The organism is Volucribacter psittacicida (assembly GCF_004339025.1).
Taxonomy (GTDB): domain Bacteria; phylum Pseudomonadota; class Gammaproteobacteria; order Enterobacterales; family Pasteurellaceae; genus Volucribacter; species Volucribacter psittacicida.
In genome coordinates, this window is sequence record NZ_SMFT01000005.1 from 153133 (window position 1) to 168687 (window position 15555).

The window sequence follows — 15555 nt, forward strand, 5'->3', positions numbered from 1 at the left end:
ATTTTCCCACCTTTATGAATTTCCTTTACTTTAACCTGAGAACGAATAAATGGCAAATGAATTAGCAATTGGATTAGTCATTGGCGCAGCAATTCAAGGTTCATTCCAAGCTGCTTTTGGTAAAGCCCAACAAACTGTGGAGCGGTTAGGGAAGTCCTTGCATTCTGCCCATCAGCGTAATAATAAATTAAATAACCAAATAGAACGCTCACAACGTCGTCAGCGTGAGTTATGGCTAAAAATTTATCAGGCACAGCGTAATAATGCTCCAAATTTAGACCAATTAAAACGTCGTTATGAGCAAATTAAAAAGTCTTTAGCTGCGGCTCGGCAAGAACAGTTACGATTTAATGCGGCAATTGTTCAATCAGAAAAAAGTCAACAACGCTTAAGTAAAGCCATTTCTCGTCAACAAGAACATTTACAAAAACGTCAGGCGCTACGTGGCAGTATGGTTGAAACAGGTGCGCATGGTATGGCGGTGGCAATGCCAATTTGGAAGTCTGTGAAAACCTTTATTGAGCAAGAAGAAAGTGCTAATAACTTAAAAATTGCCATGATGAAAGCCGATGGTACTTTTGGTGAGTTTGAACAAATAGCAAAAATTGCGGGGGATTTAGGGCGTGATTTGCCTGGGACGAGAAAAGATTTTTATGATTTAGCACGAGCATTAAAAAATCAAGGTATTCGTGATGACACCTTACTTAATGGCGGATTACAGACTTCAGCTAAGCTCAATGTATTACTGGATATGGATCAAGCCTCTGGTGGGGAGTTTTTTGCCAAGATGCTTGAAGCTCATGATTTATCGGAAAAAGATATTGACTTGGTAGCTGATGATTTGCAAAAAGCCATGTTTGCGGCTGGTATGAATAAAGAGCAAATGTATGGGGCAATGTCTTATTATGCCTCTAATGTGCGTTCAATGAAGCTTACTGGACGAGAGAATACGCAAAAAATCTTTGCCATTGAAGGCTTAGCTGCCCAACAAGGTATGGAGGGGACTTCATTCGGTACGGGCTTTTCTACCATGTTAGATCGTATGAATAAAGGTCCTAAAATGTTAGCTGAAGCGAAAAAGGGAATGAAAGCGGAAGCCGCAGATATTATGGACAAAAGTGGGGTCGCCTTTGAGTTTTGGGATAAAAAAGGCAACTTCAAAGGCATCAATGGCATGATGGCGGAGTTAGAAAAGTTAGATATTATCCGCCAAAAATTTGGCGATGAAGGGGCTGGCTTAGTCGCTGAAGGGCTATTTGGGGTTGAAGGAAAACGGCTGGCATTGCTTTTAGCTGAAAAAGGACAAAAAGGGCTTGATGAATTTTTAGCAAAAATGCAAGAACAAGCCACTTTAGAAGAGCGTATCGCCCAAAAAACCTCAACCTTAGCTTCTGCATTAGAACAACTCGGAGGGGTATGGGAAAGTACCGTTGGTAGTTTTGGCTCAGCTTTTGCCCAGGATATTAAACGCTTTGCTAATGAAGCACAGGTATTTATTGAAAACCGTCTTACACCTTGGATAGAACAAAATAAAGGGCTGATTAAAACTGTTGCTGGCGTTATTGGGGGCTTGCTGGCAATGAAATTGGGCATTTTAGGTATTGGCTATGCTGTCAATTTAGCCATATCACCGTTTATTTCATTATGGACCATTGGCTCTAAAATTAATGCAGTGTTTAATTTAATGCGTTTAGCTCATGCTTCAGGGCAATTTGCTAAAGTAAGTAAAGCCGCACTATTTTTATCAAAGGGAATTGGTTTAGTTAAAGTCGCTGTTGTGGCGTTAGGACGTGCGTTAATGACGAACCCCATTGGCTTAGTAATCACCGCCATTGGTATTGCCGCTTTTGTTATCTACCAATACTGGGAACCCATTAAAGGCTTTTTTAGCCAACTGTGGGAAAAAGTAAAAAATATCTTTAGCCAATTCTGGCAGTTTGCTTGCAATCTTTGGAATGGGATTACAGGCATCTGGTCGGCAGTTTGGGATGGGGTCAGCAATTATTTTTCAGGCATTTGGCAAACTATTCAGGCGTTATTTAGTGGCAATTTCTCGGTGTTAGGGGATTTGATTTTAGCCTTTAATCCCTTGAGTTTGTTTACTACGGTTTTTTCCAGTGTGTTGTCCTATTTTGGCATTAATTTACCCAATGAATTTACCAACTTTGGTAAAAACATTATTGATGGTTTAGTGAATGGGATTAAAAATACTTGGGAATCCGCAAAAAATGTTGTTGCTGAATTGGGTTCTGGCATTAAAAACTGGTTTGCCGAAAAGCTCGGCATTCATTCGCCAAGTCGAGTATTTATGGGCTTTGGGGAAAATACGGTGCAGGGGCTTGCGATTGGGCTTAGCCAAACAGCAGGACAGGCAATAGGTGTGGTTGATAAGCTCAGTGATAATATGCAATCGGCAATCAGTACACCAATCATTGCCCCAGCTTTGGAGATGACACAACTTGCGAGTAAAGCCATTGAGCCAGCCTTAAAACCTATGCCGCCAACGGTACCCGCTAAAATCACACAGACGCGTCCGTCTAAAGCCACGAAGCGCTTACCGCAGGTCGTGGAGGCTCAACCTGTATTTAGTACCAATATGGCAATGACGGCTCCACAATCAGGCGGTTTTTGGTCAAACCTTTGGCAAAAAACCAAAGACTTTGGCAAGTCATTGGTAGATTGGTTTCGCCCAACACAAACTTTAGCAAGAACACAAGATTGGCGAACGCCGAGTTTTAATCCTAAAGGCAGTGAAACTTCACAAGGGCATTATCGTTCCTTACGCCAGCAATATCAGCAACGGCAAGCCAATTCTGCAGGGCAACAAGGGATTACTATTCATTTTAACCCCACTATTCAGCTGAATGGCAATCAGGATAAGGCAGGGATTTTAAACGACCTTCAACAGGGCTTAAATTTGAGTTTAAGGGAGCTTGAAGAGCTGATTATCCGTACCATGAACCATTATCAAGATGGACGCAGACGGAGGGCATATTAATGTATTGTCTATTAGGTAACATTGCCTTTGAACCCATTGATCTCACAGAGTTTAGCGAAACCCATGGGGCAAATTTTGCAGAACATCAAGTGCTGGAGGGAAAGCCCCGTCTGCAAGCCATGGGTGAGCAATTAATTGAATTAAGTTTTGCTTTGCGGCTACATTATAAAATTGGCGGGGTGGAAAGCCGTTATCAAGCCTTGTTGAAAGCACAAAGCCAACAGCAAGCCCTCGCGTTAATTTGGGGGCGAGGCAAATATAAGGGCAACTTTGTGATCACCAGCATTACCTCCACTACCCTTTATACTGACGCACGAGGCAATGCCTTATGCCGTGAGTTAAAAATTCAGCTTAAAGAATTTGTTGGTGACCCTCAACAGAGCCTGTTAGGCGAGGCATTAAATTTGGGCGGAAAATCCTTGCTAGGGTCTATTTTACCTGAAAGCGTGACCAATGCGTTATCAGAGGTAAAAAGTGCGGTCAATAAAGGGGTAGAAATTTATCAGCAAGGCAAACGCTTAGTCAATGAAGCACAGAATACCTTAGCCATCGCCAAACAAATGGTCAATGATCCAAGTTTAGCTTTGGCTTATTTGCCCAGTGCATTAAATAGTCTGGGTGGTGCCTTGGGGGGCTTTGGCGAGGTAACAGGTATGGGCGGTATTTTTGAGGGGATTGCAGAGGTTTTACCTGCGGTGAGCGGTTTTGTGCAAGAGGTGGGCGAGATTTATAGCGACGTTTCCCAAGTTTATCAAGAAGTCAATCAGGTGGTGAGCAGTGCAAAGCAAGATTGGCATCGCCTATTTGATAGCACTGAAACTCACTTTAATCAGATCAACCATCGTTTTGAGGTTATCGCCCCTAAAGTGGCGGAGATGACCGCTTGGATAGTCATTCGTGCTGATGAGGAAGATGATGACACAACAAACCTTACTTAAACATATTGTCAAACAAGGCGAGCGTTGGGATTTACTCAGTTATCAATATTATGGCAATGCCTTTGATTATAACCGTATTATTGATGCCAATCCGCATATTAGCTTTTGTGAAGTGTTGCCCACAGGGGCGGTGATTTATATTCCTGTGTTAAATGTGAAACCGACCCATAATGCGAATATGCCCCCTTGGTTACGAGGAGTAAACCATGATTAAGGTCGCCAAACCTGATTTTTCGTTATTTTATGAAAAAACCAATATTACCGCAGAGATTGAGCCTTATTTGATTGAGCTGAGTTATACCGATTATTTAGAGGGGCAATCTGATGAATTAACGGTCAAATTTGAAGATATTGCAGGTAAATGGATTCGTGCTTGGTTTCCGACCCAAGGGGATAAATTGCTGGCAGCAATTGGCTATCAAGGACAGCAGCTTGTGGAGATTGGGGCGTTTGAAATTGATGAGGTGGAATATTATTACAAGCCTACTTATCTTTGCTTGAAGGCGTTAAGTACAGGGATTAGTCGGGCTAATCGCACCTTAAAACCGAAAGCCTATGAGAACACGACCCTTGCACAGATTGTGGCAAAGGTGGCGGCAAATTTAAAGCTCAAGGTGGTGGGAACCATTAAGCCTATTCCGATTAAACGCATTACCCAATATCAAGAGCGTGATGTGGAATTTTTAACCCGTCTTGCCCGAGAATATCATCATAGCTTTAAAATTGTCGGCGATCAGTTAGTGTTTACCGATAAAAATGCGTTGGGGCAAAGTGAAGCGGTGCTGATTTTAGAAGAGCAGGATACGATTTCTCTGCGTTTGCGTGATCGGATTAAAGATACCGCGAAAAGCGTGAATATTAGTGGTTTTGATACAAATGGTAAAAAATTATTGAAAAAAACGCAAAAAACCACCGCACTTCGTCCTGATATGCCCCAAGCCACGCCCGCCAGTGGCGATGAGTTAGTGGTAGTAGCTCGTGGCGAGAGTGTAGAGCAAATTGAAGCACGTGGGCAATCCGCTTTAGCTGAGCAAAATGAAGATCAATGTGCAGGCGAGATTAAGTTAGTGGGCAATCCCGAGCTGGTGGCAGGGGCAACCATTGTCCTGCGTAACCTTGGCGTGTTTTCAGGGAAATATTTGATTAAGTCTTCCAGACATACCCTTAGCCGAGGACAGGGTTATACCACAGATATTGAGATCAGAATGATTGAATTTATTCCCGATGATTTACAAGCGGAAGAGGATTTGGCAGAAGAGGAGATAGACGATGAAAACCCATAATTTTACCGCGACGTTTCAGCAAGGGTTAGTGAGTGCGGTGGACGCCGCCAATCATCGGGTGCGTTGTACACTGCCCGCCCTTGAGGATTTAGAAACCGACTGGCTCCCCTTTTTAACGCCCAATGCTGGGGGAAATCAATTTTATTGCTTGCCTGATGTGGGGGAGCTAGTGGCGATTTTATTGGATGCACAAGGAGAAAGCGGTTGTGTATTGGGGACGATTTATAATGCGCAAGATCCAACCCCTGCTGCCAGTGGCGATATTTGGATGAAAAAATTTCGCAATGGTACGGTAATTTCTCACGACAGACGCACAGGCGATATTTTAATTCAAGCCACAGGGAAAATTACACTGGTTTCGCCTACCTTAGTCACCATTGATAGCCCTGACACCAAAACCACAGGCAATTTGTTGGTAGAAGGTTCATTAACCTATATGCAAGGTATGACAGGCAACGGCGGAGCAAATGGGGCAACGGCAGTCATTAATGGCGCTTTACAAACCCATGGCGGCGATATTAAAGCCGATAATATCAGTTTGAAAGCTCATAAACACCGAGAGCAGGGCGATGGTAACCTGACTTCTGATGCTCAACCTTAAAATCTTTAAACCCCTTTAAAATCAATTCCATTCATAGCCCGTTATGCTAAGGGCTATGAACACACAAACATTAATCAGTACACACTGGCAACTTGCCCCTAGCTCTGAACATCAATCGGTGGTAGCGGGCATTGATGATATTCATTTATGTATTGCCAACATTCTCAACACCCTAAAAGGGAGCGATATTTTACGCCCAGATTTCGGCAGCGATCATTTCCAATATCTTGACTACCCAGAAGATATTGCCATTCCTCATTTTGTGCGTGAAATCACTATGGCATTACAGCAATGGGAAAAACGGATTAAGGTGGATGAAGTGTTGGTATCAGGGCAAGCCCCGCATTTTGTGTTTAGCATTAAATGGTCATTAACCGAAGATGTTTACCGCGAAATCTATCAAACGCAGGTGGAGGTAAGATGAAACGTGAAGAAGTCAAAATCGTTGCTGAAGAGGTGAAAACGATTTTAGCGGATGCCATCGCCGATTATGAACAACGCACAGGCAAAACCCTACAACCTGCCCATATTGAGCGGTCTATTATTCAAACCTATGCCTATCGTGAACTGCTGGTGCGAAAAGGCATTAATGAAGCCTTTCTACAAACCTTTCCCCAGTTTGCCACAGGACTCGCCTTGGATTTATGTGGCGAGACTATGGGCTGTTACCGATTGCAAAATACCCCTGCTCGTTGTGTTTTAAAGTTTAGTGTAAAAGGCGAGCATAGTGCCATTGTTATTCCTAAAGGCACAGTAGTGGCGGTCAATGAGAATTTATTTTTTCAAACGTTAAATGATGATGTGATCACCCCTTTGATTTCCTATGTGGAGATCGAGGCGGAATGTAATCAAACAGGGCGTGAGGGCAATGGTTGGGAAGTAGGGCGAGTGAAACAGCTTAAAACTGCCCTGAATACACAAAGCAGCGTTGAGGTGAGCAATATTGATATTACCAGCGGCGGTTTAACCACAGAAAGCGATGACGATTACCGCCAACGCATTTTAGCCGCACCCGAAGCCTTTAGTACGTGCGGCTCTATTGCCGCTTATGATTACCACGTCCGAGCGGTTTCGCAAGCCATTGCCGATGTGAATGTGGCAACTCCTAAAGGGGGATTGGTGCGGATCACTGTATTAACCAAACAGGGGCAACCTGATGATCGTCTGTTGAAAGAGATTGCTCAATATGTCAGTGCGGAAAAACGCCGACCATTATGCGACAGTGTTGAGGTGGTGGCTCCTGTTAAAAAGGACTATCGCATTCACGCCCAATTAACCTTATTTGAGGGCTTTAGAGAGGATATTGTCAAAACTAAAGCCCGTGATGCCCTGCAACAATTTTTAGCAGAAAAAACCAAAAAATTAGGGTTAGATGTAGTACCCAGTGCCATTATTTCTGCTTTGCGGGTTGAGGGAGTTTACGACGTGGCTTTATTAAGCCCAGCCAAAATGATTATTGAGGAAAATCAGTGGGCAAACTGTAGTGCGATTACCATTGATGTACTGGAGGAAAGAACTCGTGGCTAAACTCACTTATCCGTCCATTATCGCTGCTGACTCAAAATACACCGCATTGGCGGAATTGGGCAAACGCCTTAATTTACCGCAGAAACGGCAGATTATGACTAATTTAGTGGAGTTATTAGACGATAAATTTATTGATATTTTAGCGGAAAAATGGAGCGTAACAGGCTATGACGGTTTATTGGTGGCGGAAAGTAATAGCACTAAAACCAGTTTAATTCGTCACGCGGTACAGTTACACCGTTTTAAAGGCACGCCTTGGAGCATTAGGGAAATATTGCGTACTTTGGGCTTTGGCGATATTGAAATTGATGAGGGGTTAAAAGCGAGGGATTACACTTCCAATCAGGTGGTCGCCAAAATTCCTAAAGAGGAGCATTGGGCTTGTTATGCTATTCGCTTATCGCAACCTATTACCAATGATCAGGCAAGCCATATTCGTAAAACCTTAATCAATTTCGCCCCCGCACGTTGTATTTTGGCGGTGTTAGATTACAAGGCGGTGCCAATTCGTTACAACAATAAGGTGAAATACGACGGCAAATATAATCATGGCTCAGCTTAGTGGAGAGACTTTATGGCAAATTTAAAAGAGCAAAATAAATGGGAGACAGGGATTTATCGGATAGAAGAATCTGATCCTGTGCTAGGTGGTGAAAATGGCGTCAGTAATAAGCCATTAAAGCAATTGGCGAATCGAACTTTTTATCTTAATGAAATCGCCAAAGCGATTGTAGCAAGAGCGATTACCGCAGGCAACGGTTTAACGGGTGGCGGTACATTGGGAGCCAGTCGTACCATTAGCTTAGGCACGCCTTCCAAAATTACCGCAACTTCTACCAATGTTGCTGGCGGAAATACTCATACCCATGAAATAGACAAGGCAAGTACCTCTGTAGCGGGAGTTGTAAAGTTAAACGATAGCTTAACCAGTAATGCTAACAACGAGGCATTAACCGCCCGTCAAGGAAAATTATTAAACGAGAATAAAGCGGAAAAAACCGAAGTAATGCCACTCCAACAAGCCTCATTATCGGCAACCGATGATTTAAATGATTTTCGTCAAGATGGTGTTTTTCGACAAACCTCTTCGGCTCGTGCCTCTGTAGAGAGAAATTATCCCGAAGCGGCGGCTGGGATATTAGAAGTTCTCTATGGCGGTTATTATCAGCGTTATACCCTTGCGGTGAGCAGTGTTTGTTATCACCGTTGTCATCGTAGTGGTTCTTGGCAGGCGTGGCAGCGAGTAGATGGCTTGGATAAAGTGAATCGTGCGGGGGATACCATAACAGGAAACTTAACGGTTAATGCTAACTTGTCCGCTAATAACCTCGCTTTGAATTTTACTACAACTAATTGGAATGGGGTGTTTTTTAATCTTTATGATAACGGTTCAACCCACCAAGGTGGACAGTGGCGAATGGAATTTAACCCTAAATCCAGTGAGGACACTCGATTAAACATTGTTTATAAGCCGAAAGTGGGCGAGCAGAAATATATCGCCTTTCCGACGCTAAATTCAAACCGTGAAACGGTAGCTTATCAGAGTTGGGTGTCGGAGCAGGCGAAAATTATTCAAGAAAGATCCATTACCGCAGGCAACGGTTTAACGGGCGGCGGTACATTGGGAGCCAGTCGCACCATTAGCTTAGGCACGCCTTCCAAAATTACCGCAACTTCTACCAATGTTGCTGGCGGAAATACCCATACCCATGAAATAGACAAGGCAAGTACCTCTGTAGCGGGAGTTGTAAAGTTAAACGATAGCTTAACCAGTAATGCCAACAATGAAGCTCTCACCGCTCGTCAAGGAAAATTATTAAACGAGAATAAAGCGGAAAAAGCTGAAGTGATGCCACTTCAGCAAGTCTCATTGTCGGCAACCGATGATTTAAATGATTTTCGTCAAGATGGCATTTTTCGACAAACCTCTTCAGCTCGTGCCTCTGTGGAGAGAAATTATCCCGAGGCAGCGGCTGGGATATTAGAAGTTCTCTATGGCGGTTATTATCAGCGTTATACCCTTGCGGTGAGCAGTGTTTGTTATCACCGTTGTCATCGTAGTGGTTCTTGGCAGGCGTGGCAGCGAGTAGATGGCTTAGATAAAGTGAATCGTTCAGGGGATACCATTACTGGGGATTTAAAAGTTAATAAAACCCTTGAAAGTGGCTACCGTATTCAAATTGTGCGTAATGAAGAACGTTTTGTGCCTTATATGAATGTACGCAATGAAGCCATTGAGGCGGATAGCAATACCACTGACCGCCATATGACGGATTTTAATATGCAATGCTTGCGAGGAGGGGCAGAGAAAACAAAAGCGTTGATCCGTTCTTATTTGTTATCGGATAAAACATCAAGAGTACATTTTATGGCATCAAATGCCAGTGACCAATATCAAAATAATATGGTGATTCATGGCACAGGTAACAGTTCTTTTGGGACGGCGACAGATAATAATACCGACCGTTTACAAGTAAATGGCTCAATAGGGGCAAATACGTTAAATCTTTATGCCAAAGGTAATGAATGGTTAAATGCAAAGTTTAATTTATCCAATGGGGGAAATTGGCGGCTTGAAGTCAATCCAAATTCGGAAACAGATCCAAGGATAAATTTTGTTTATACCAAAACGGATAAATCTACCAAATATATTGCTTTTCCTACGGTCAATTTAGGTCGTGAGACAGTGGCTTATCAAAGCTGGGTTGAAGAACAAATCAAGAAATCCTTGCCTTTGGGGTCTATTGTTGGTTTTCCGAAAGAAATTACCAATCCAGCAGGATTTTTAAAATGTGATGGCTCAATTTTTGCTCAAGCCTCTTATCCTGATTTGTATAAAGCGATGGGCAATAAAAATACTTTGCCAAATCTTAATGGGGAAATTGGGCAAGTTGCCCCTTTTGCGGTAAATAATTTACCTGAAGGCTGGATATGGTTTGATGAAATTAGCAGTAAAGTAAAGCAAACCAACCACCCTGAGCTGTATCGCTTGCTTATTGCTCAATATGGTTCACTTGCCAAAGTGCCTAAATTGGGCGATCGTTTTATTCGCAATATTGGTAGCAATTTGACGATCGGACAGTTACAAGATGATGAAATTAAACGGCATCGCCATTTAAGTAACTGGGGAGAACATAATAGTTCATCTCAAGATATTGAACGAGATACTTCAAAAACGATTAAAGGGGCGCATGGTAGCGACAACGATAACGCAAATTACTATACCTCTTATACAGGTGGCGATGAGACACGCCCTAAAGCGATTGCTTTCAAATTCGCCATCAAGGCAACCAATGCAGTTAATTATTGGATTAAGGCGTATGGAGAAGTTATCAATACTGGCTCTTTAGATGCCGCTAACTTAGCTTTAGCTCTTCAAGGGAAAGCCGATAAAAATCACACTCACACTTTTTCTGACATTATCAATTTTAGTCAAGGGGTAGCAAATTCCATTAGCAGCTCAAAAACTGAAAATGGCTGGTGCAAACTCCCAAATGGATTAATTATGATGTGGGGAAACTTCAAAACAGGAAGGATAGGCAATGAGATAAAAGGAGATGTCATTTTTCCGATTGCTTTTCCAAATATGGCTTTCTCTGTCACATTGAGCGGAGCTCATGGCACTATAAGTAGTGGTGGAGCAAGTTGGGAAGGTTTTTCAATAAGTGAATTAACAAACGCTAAATTTCAATGGCATTCAAGTTGGCAATCAAGAAGCACTGAACAAGGCGAGTCTAAAATATATTGGTTTGCCGTCGGTTATTAGGTAGGTGGAGTAAAATGATGAAAGTTTTTTATAAAAACGGTTTTTATTTACAAGGTATTCATTCAATCCCTGAAAGTGCGGTGGAAATTTCAAAAGAAATTTATGATGAATTGATGAAAGGGCAATCACAAGGCAAAACCATTATTGCCGATGAAAACGGCTCGCCAATTTTAATTGAGCCACAGCCTAGCCCTTGCCATATTTTAAAGGGGAGTGAATGGGTCATTGATGAAAACAAGCAGCAAGCCTATCTCGCCAGTCTTCGGCAACAATTAAGCAATGACATTGATAATAAAGCCGCGGATATTTCTACTTATTGGACTCGTTTTATCAATGAATATCAAGAACGAGAGGCTGCGGCATTAGCGTTTAAACAGGCTGATTACCAAGGCGAGCCGAGTGTTTATATCACAAGTTTTTCAAGCGTAGCGGGCTTAGATAATCAAGCCGCAGTTGAACTGATTTTAAAACAAGCAGCAGAGTTGAGATCCTTGCAAGAACAGCTTGCCATACAACGAATGCGAAAATATGAGTTGAAAAATGAGGCACTTGATGAATCGCAACTGCAAGCAATCTATCAAGATATTATTAACAAAATGAATGAACTGGCGGAGAAAGCATCATGAAAACACAAGTCTATTTAGCCTTTTATAAAGGCAGAAAACAAGGTTGGCTGCCGAAAGCTGTGATTGCACGATTAAGCGATTGGCTGACTAGAAAACTCACAAAGGGTATTTATTCCCATTGTGAAATTGCGATAAGAGCAGAGGGAGAAGACCAGTATCAATGCTATTCCTCAAGTATTCGTGATGGCGGTGTACGGCAGAAAAGGATGTTACTGGATAGCGATAAATGGGATTTGATTGAGCTGGTTGGCGTTAATGAAGCCCAAATTATTCGGTACTTTAATCAAACTCAAGGCAGTCGCTATGATTGGTTTGGGGCGATAGGTGTCGTGTTCGGCATTCCGCACGCACGTTCAAAATTCTTTTGTTCGGAATGGTGTGCAAATGCGATAAATGGCGGTACTGAGGGCTGGCGGTTTAGTCCGAATGATTTGGCAGTGATTTTAGAGTAAAGCAAAATGAAAAGGGTAAAGCTAACTGAGTTTGGCAAAGCAGTTCGTAAAGCAAGAGTGGATGCCAATGAAACTTTGTACAGTATGGCAAAAGCTATTGGTACAAGTCCCTCATTTTTAAGTGGGATGGAAACGGGACGCAAGAAAATTACAGTTAAATGGGTAGTAAAAATTGTAGTATTTTTTCAAGAAAGAAATATACAGACTGATAATTTTCAAATGTTAGCGGAAGTGTCTAATCATGCTATATCGGTAAAAGGCTTGCCATTACAACAACAGATACTTATCGCAGAATTGGCTAAATCTGTGATGACGATAGAACAATTAAAAACACTTGCAATTTTGGTTAAACAAGTCAATCAAGGAGTATAACAAAATGATTTTATAATGTGAGAATTAAGGAAGAAGACGGTATCGTTAGCTGTTGCGAGCAACTAACGATAGCCTAAGCAGACGTAGCCTGCATAAGCCCGAGACCGTCCTGTCTGACCAGACGGGCGGATCTTAACATAAAACCGCTTAAAATGGGAAAATTATGCAGATAAAGGAATATCGTTGTCGTTGCTGTAAAAAGCTACTAGCACGAGCGAAAAATGCACAAAGTTTAGAGATAAAATGCGTGCGTTGTAAGAAAATCAACAATTTCAATTAACTTAGAGTGTCGGAGCGTCAAGGAACGCCAGAACGCCATAATAAAAAGGACATTATTATGGCAAATAAAACAAAATCTTTACATTTCACTCAAGCCCCACTGCCGTTTGTAGGTCAAAAAAGGCTGTTTTTAAATCAGTTTAAAGCCTTGTTAAATCAGCATTTAACCGATGATGGCGAGGGCTGGACGATTGTTGATGTGTTTGGCGGGAGTGGGTTATTAAGCCACGTCGCTAAGCAAATCAAACCTAAAGCAAGGGTTATTTATAACGATTATGACGGTTATGCCGAGCGGTTACAGCATATTGATGATATAAATCGTCTGCGGGCAAAACTTTGGCAGCTGCTTGAGGGTAAGGTTGAAAGCAAGAAACGATTACCGCCAGCACTGAAACAGCAAGTCATCGCCAAAATTGAAGCCTTTGAGGGCTATAAGGACTTAAATACCTTGGTGGGCTGGTTGTTATTCAGTGGGCAACAGGCTGCCACCTTTGAGGATTTTTATCGGCAAGATTTTTGGTTTCGAGTGCGTAAAACCCCTTATGCCAATGCTGAACATTATTTAGATGGTTTGGAAATTGTGAGCGAAAGTTTTCATCAGTTAATGCCAAAATTTCAGGATAATCCCAAAGCCTTGCTGATTCTTGACCCGCCTTATTTATGCACTCATCAAGCTAGCTATCGTCAAGCCCATTATTTTGATTTAATTGATTTTTTACGCTTGATTAACTTGACAAGACCGCCCTATTTGTTCTTTAGCTCGACCAAATCGGAATTTATTCGTTTTATTGATTATATGATTGAGGATAAGGTGGATAATTGGCAAATTTTTGAGGACTGTCAGCGGATTATTGTTCATACCTCCACCAGTTATACAGGGAAATATGAGGATAATTTAGTCTATAAATTCTAAGGCAATCCCCGCATTTAGCGGGGAAATTCGGATTTTAAGGCGTAAAAATCAGGCGTTGTGCTGTGGTTGGTTAATAAATAAAAACTGACGAGTTTATCCTGTAAGTGGGAACGGCGACCTGTAAAGCGGATAGGCGTAAACGCCAGTTTATAGGTTACCCCCTCAAAGGTATAGGTGTCGTTGCTCATAGTTTCCTCGCCTGTTTTTACAATGCGTAAAGCAAATTCGGTCAGCATTTCGTGGTGGGTTCTGAGTTTTAACATGGTGGTGCTCCTTGATTAAAGTGGTTGTAATGAGGTGTGATGGCTGAGGTAATACCAACGTTGTTCATCAAGGTTAAATAAATAAGCGTATTCTGCCGTACTGGTTTGGAATAACTGACAAAATTGAATATCTGAGTTGAAATAATGGCGTTTAGCGTCGTTATAGTAACGGTTTTGGGTTTTTATGGTTTTGGCTGGCGATGAAAATAACTCTCGGATATCACCAACGGCAAGTAAATTATTGACGTCTTTTGCGTTGTAATAACGCGTTAAAATGTCTCCAGCGTATTCAGGGTAACCGTCTATACCAAGCTGTAATGTATGTACAGCATAACCACCATTTGCGCTTTTTTTCATTGTTCCAATGTAAGCCTGTGTTGCCATAATATTGTCCTCTCCGTGTTATTTCGTTAAGGACAGATTCGCTCGGAATGCAATGGAAGTGAAGTGTTACTATGAATAAAGGAGACTGACTGCGGTTCAAATACGCTGGAGAGGTATGGACGTCTGGTTTAAAGGGGATTTAAATGGCGTTTAAAGAGGGTTTTAATGAAGTTTTTTTAGAAAAGAAAAAACCGCTTAAAATGGGAAAAATACCATAATATAATTTCTCACTTTAAGCGGTTGCGTTTCTCAAAATTCGCGGTCGGCATCATTAGTGGAAAACCTGGAACGAGTAATAAAACACTTGAAGCAATAGCAATTTGAGGATCATTACCTAACTCATACTTCAAACCTAAACCCGCAATAAATGTTGCAACAAAGGCAGTAATGGCAAATACAATGATAGGATTATAATGGCGTGTTGCTAATCTTTGGCGCACAAACATTGCAACCATTGCAGCCAAAAAGGTCAGCATACACACTACAATATCGCCACCTGATAACCGAGCAAAAGAAGCACAAGATAAGCCAACCATCACAACAACTAGCCAACGATGATATTTGAATGGTTCAATTTGGTTAATTTTGCGTTTGACCATCGCTAAATCATAAATTTTATGCTCAGTTGCTAACATAATATGCTGTACTTCTGTAACAACGTGCATATTAATGCCTTTATCTTGGTTCTTACGCGTGGTTGTGATACAGCGATCTTGATAGCGAGTAGTTAAAATAATTGCATTTGGTGTCAAGGCACATTCAACCGAATCCACCCCTAAAGCAAGCCCTAAGCGATCGGCAATTTGCACAATCAATGTACTTTCCGCACCATATTGCAATAATAATAAAGCGACTTGGGCACATACTCTGGTAATATCTTTTTGCCTATCATAAGGCATATCAACTAAGCTCGCCATGATTAACCCCATCATCATAAGAATGAAATTATCGTTGTTTTATCGCCGTTTCAATTTAAGATTTTAAACTGAAACAACGATATTATAGACAAGCCTATGGCAAAATAAAGAGATAACCCCATAAAACAAAAACCCCTGTTACCTAACAACAGGGGTCTCTTCAATTTAATAACCTGGCGGTGACCTACTCTCACATGGGGAGACCCCACACTACCATCGGCGTCACGGCGTTTCAC

The 15555-nt window shown here is 41.9% G+C and carries 17 protein-coding genes; 14 read left to right on the plus strand and 3 right to left on the minus strand.

Annotated elements, in window-relative coordinates; genetic code table 11:
* Positions 1-49: 49 nt before the first annotated feature.
* From EV694_RS09610 to EV694_RS09675, 14 genes are all read left to right on the plus strand, one after another.
* Positions 50-2998 carry a phage tail tape measure protein gene (locus EV694_RS09610; RefSeq protein ID WP_132691939.1) on the plus strand — a complete coding sequence of 983 codons (2949 nt, stop codon included), beginning with the start codon at positions 50-52 and terminating at the stop codon, positions 2996-2998.
* Positions 2998-3936, plus strand: coding sequence for a phage tail protein (locus EV694_RS09615; RefSeq protein WP_132691941.1), 939 nt, complete (start codon positions 2998-3000; stop codon positions 3934-3936). Before EV694_RS09610 ends, EV694_RS09615 begins: the two co-directional genes overlap by 1 nt.
* Complete coding sequence (locus EV694_RS09620; protein ID WP_132691985.1) at positions 3914-4150, plus strand: tail protein X; 237 nt, start codon at positions 3914-3916, stop codon at positions 4148-4150. The genes EV694_RS09615 and EV694_RS09620 overlap by 23 nt, the downstream gene beginning before the upstream one ends.
* The gene (locus EV694_RS09625) at positions 4143-5219 is read left to right on the plus strand and encodes a phage late control D family protein (RefSeq protein ID WP_132691943.1); all 1077 of its coding nucleotides are present in this window, start codon (positions 4143-4145) and stop codon (positions 5217-5219) included. The genes EV694_RS09620 and EV694_RS09625 overlap by 8 nt, the downstream gene beginning before the upstream one ends.
* On the plus strand, positions 5206-5820 hold the full coding sequence (locus tag EV694_RS09630; protein ID WP_132691945.1) for a phage baseplate assembly protein V: 615 nt from the start codon (positions 5206-5208) through the stop codon (positions 5818-5820). The genes EV694_RS09625 and EV694_RS09630 overlap by 14 nt, the downstream gene beginning before the upstream one ends.
* 55 nt (positions 5821-5875) lie before the next feature.
* Positions 5876-6244, plus strand: coding sequence for a GPW/gp25 family protein (locus tag EV694_RS09635; protein WP_132691947.1), 369 nt, complete (start codon positions 5876-5878; stop codon positions 6242-6244).
* On the plus strand, positions 6241-7347 hold the full coding sequence (locus EV694_RS09640) for a baseplate assembly protein (RefSeq protein WP_132691949.1): 1107 nt from the start codon (positions 6241-6243) through the stop codon (positions 7345-7347). The genes EV694_RS09635 and EV694_RS09640 overlap by 4 nt, the downstream gene beginning before the upstream one ends.
* Positions 7340-7909 carry a phage tail protein gene (locus EV694_RS09645; protein WP_132691951.1) on the plus strand — a complete coding sequence of 190 codons (570 nt, stop codon included), beginning with the start codon at positions 7340-7342 and terminating at the stop codon, positions 7907-7909. The genes EV694_RS09640 and EV694_RS09645 overlap by 8 nt, the downstream gene beginning before the upstream one ends.
* Before the next feature lie 12 nt (positions 7910-7921).
* On the plus strand, positions 7922-11113 hold the full coding sequence (locus EV694_RS09650; RefSeq protein ID WP_132691953.1) for a gp53-like domain-containing protein: 3192 nt from the start codon (positions 7922-7924) through the stop codon (positions 11111-11113).
* 17 nt (positions 11114-11130) lie between these two features.
* Positions 11131-11739 (plus strand): tail fiber assembly protein, encoded by a 609-nt coding sequence (locus tag EV694_RS09655; RefSeq protein WP_132691987.1) that lies wholly within the window; start codon positions 11131-11133, stop codon positions 11737-11739.
* Positions 11733-12191, plus strand: a complete 459-nt coding sequence (locus EV694_RS09660) for an enoyl-CoA hydratase (RefSeq protein WP_132691955.1) — start codon at positions 11733-11735, stop codon at positions 12189-12191. Before EV694_RS09655 ends, EV694_RS09660 begins: the two co-directional genes overlap by 7 nt.
* Positions 12192-12197: 6 nt before the next feature.
* Positions 12198-12563 carry a helix-turn-helix domain-containing protein gene (locus EV694_RS09665; RefSeq protein ID WP_132691957.1) on the plus strand — a complete coding sequence of 122 codons (366 nt, stop codon included), beginning with the start codon at positions 12198-12200 and terminating at the stop codon, positions 12561-12563.
* A 163-nt stretch (positions 12564-12726) separates the two neighbouring features.
* Positions 12727-12843, plus strand: coding sequence for a Com family DNA-binding transcriptional regulator (locus tag EV694_RS11135; protein ID WP_132691959.1), 117 nt, complete (start codon positions 12727-12729; stop codon positions 12841-12843).
* Positions 12844-12900: 57 nt separating this feature from the next.
* The gene (locus tag EV694_RS09675) at positions 12901-13755 is read left to right on the plus strand and encodes a DNA adenine methylase (RefSeq protein ID WP_132691961.1); all 855 of its coding nucleotides are present in this window, start codon (positions 12901-12903) and stop codon (positions 13753-13755) included.
* A 14-nt stretch (positions 13756-13769) separates the two neighbouring features.
* On the opposite strand, the gene EV694_RS09680 is transcribed toward EV694_RS09675, so the two are convergent.
* The 3 genes from EV694_RS09680 to EV694_RS09690 all read right to left on the minus strand — a co-directional run bounded on the left by EV694_RS09680 (position 13770) and on the right by EV694_RS09690 (position 15319).
* The gene (locus EV694_RS09680; RefSeq protein ID WP_132691963.1) at positions 13770-14018 is read right to left on the minus strand and encodes a hypothetical protein; all 249 of its coding nucleotides are present in this window, start codon (positions 14016-14018) and stop codon (positions 13770-13772) included.
* A gap of 15 nt (positions 14019-14033) precedes the next feature.
* A complete protein-coding gene (locus EV694_RS09685; protein ID WP_132691965.1) occupies positions 14034-14402 on the minus strand; it encodes a hypothetical protein in 369 nt (122 codons plus the stop codon).
* A 227-nt stretch (positions 14403-14629) separates the two neighbouring features.
* Positions 14630-15319, minus strand: coding sequence for a threonine/serine exporter family protein (locus tag EV694_RS09690; RefSeq protein WP_243646021.1), 690 nt, complete (start codon positions 15317-15319; stop codon positions 14630-14632).
* Positions 15320-15555 lie beyond the last annotated feature (236 nt).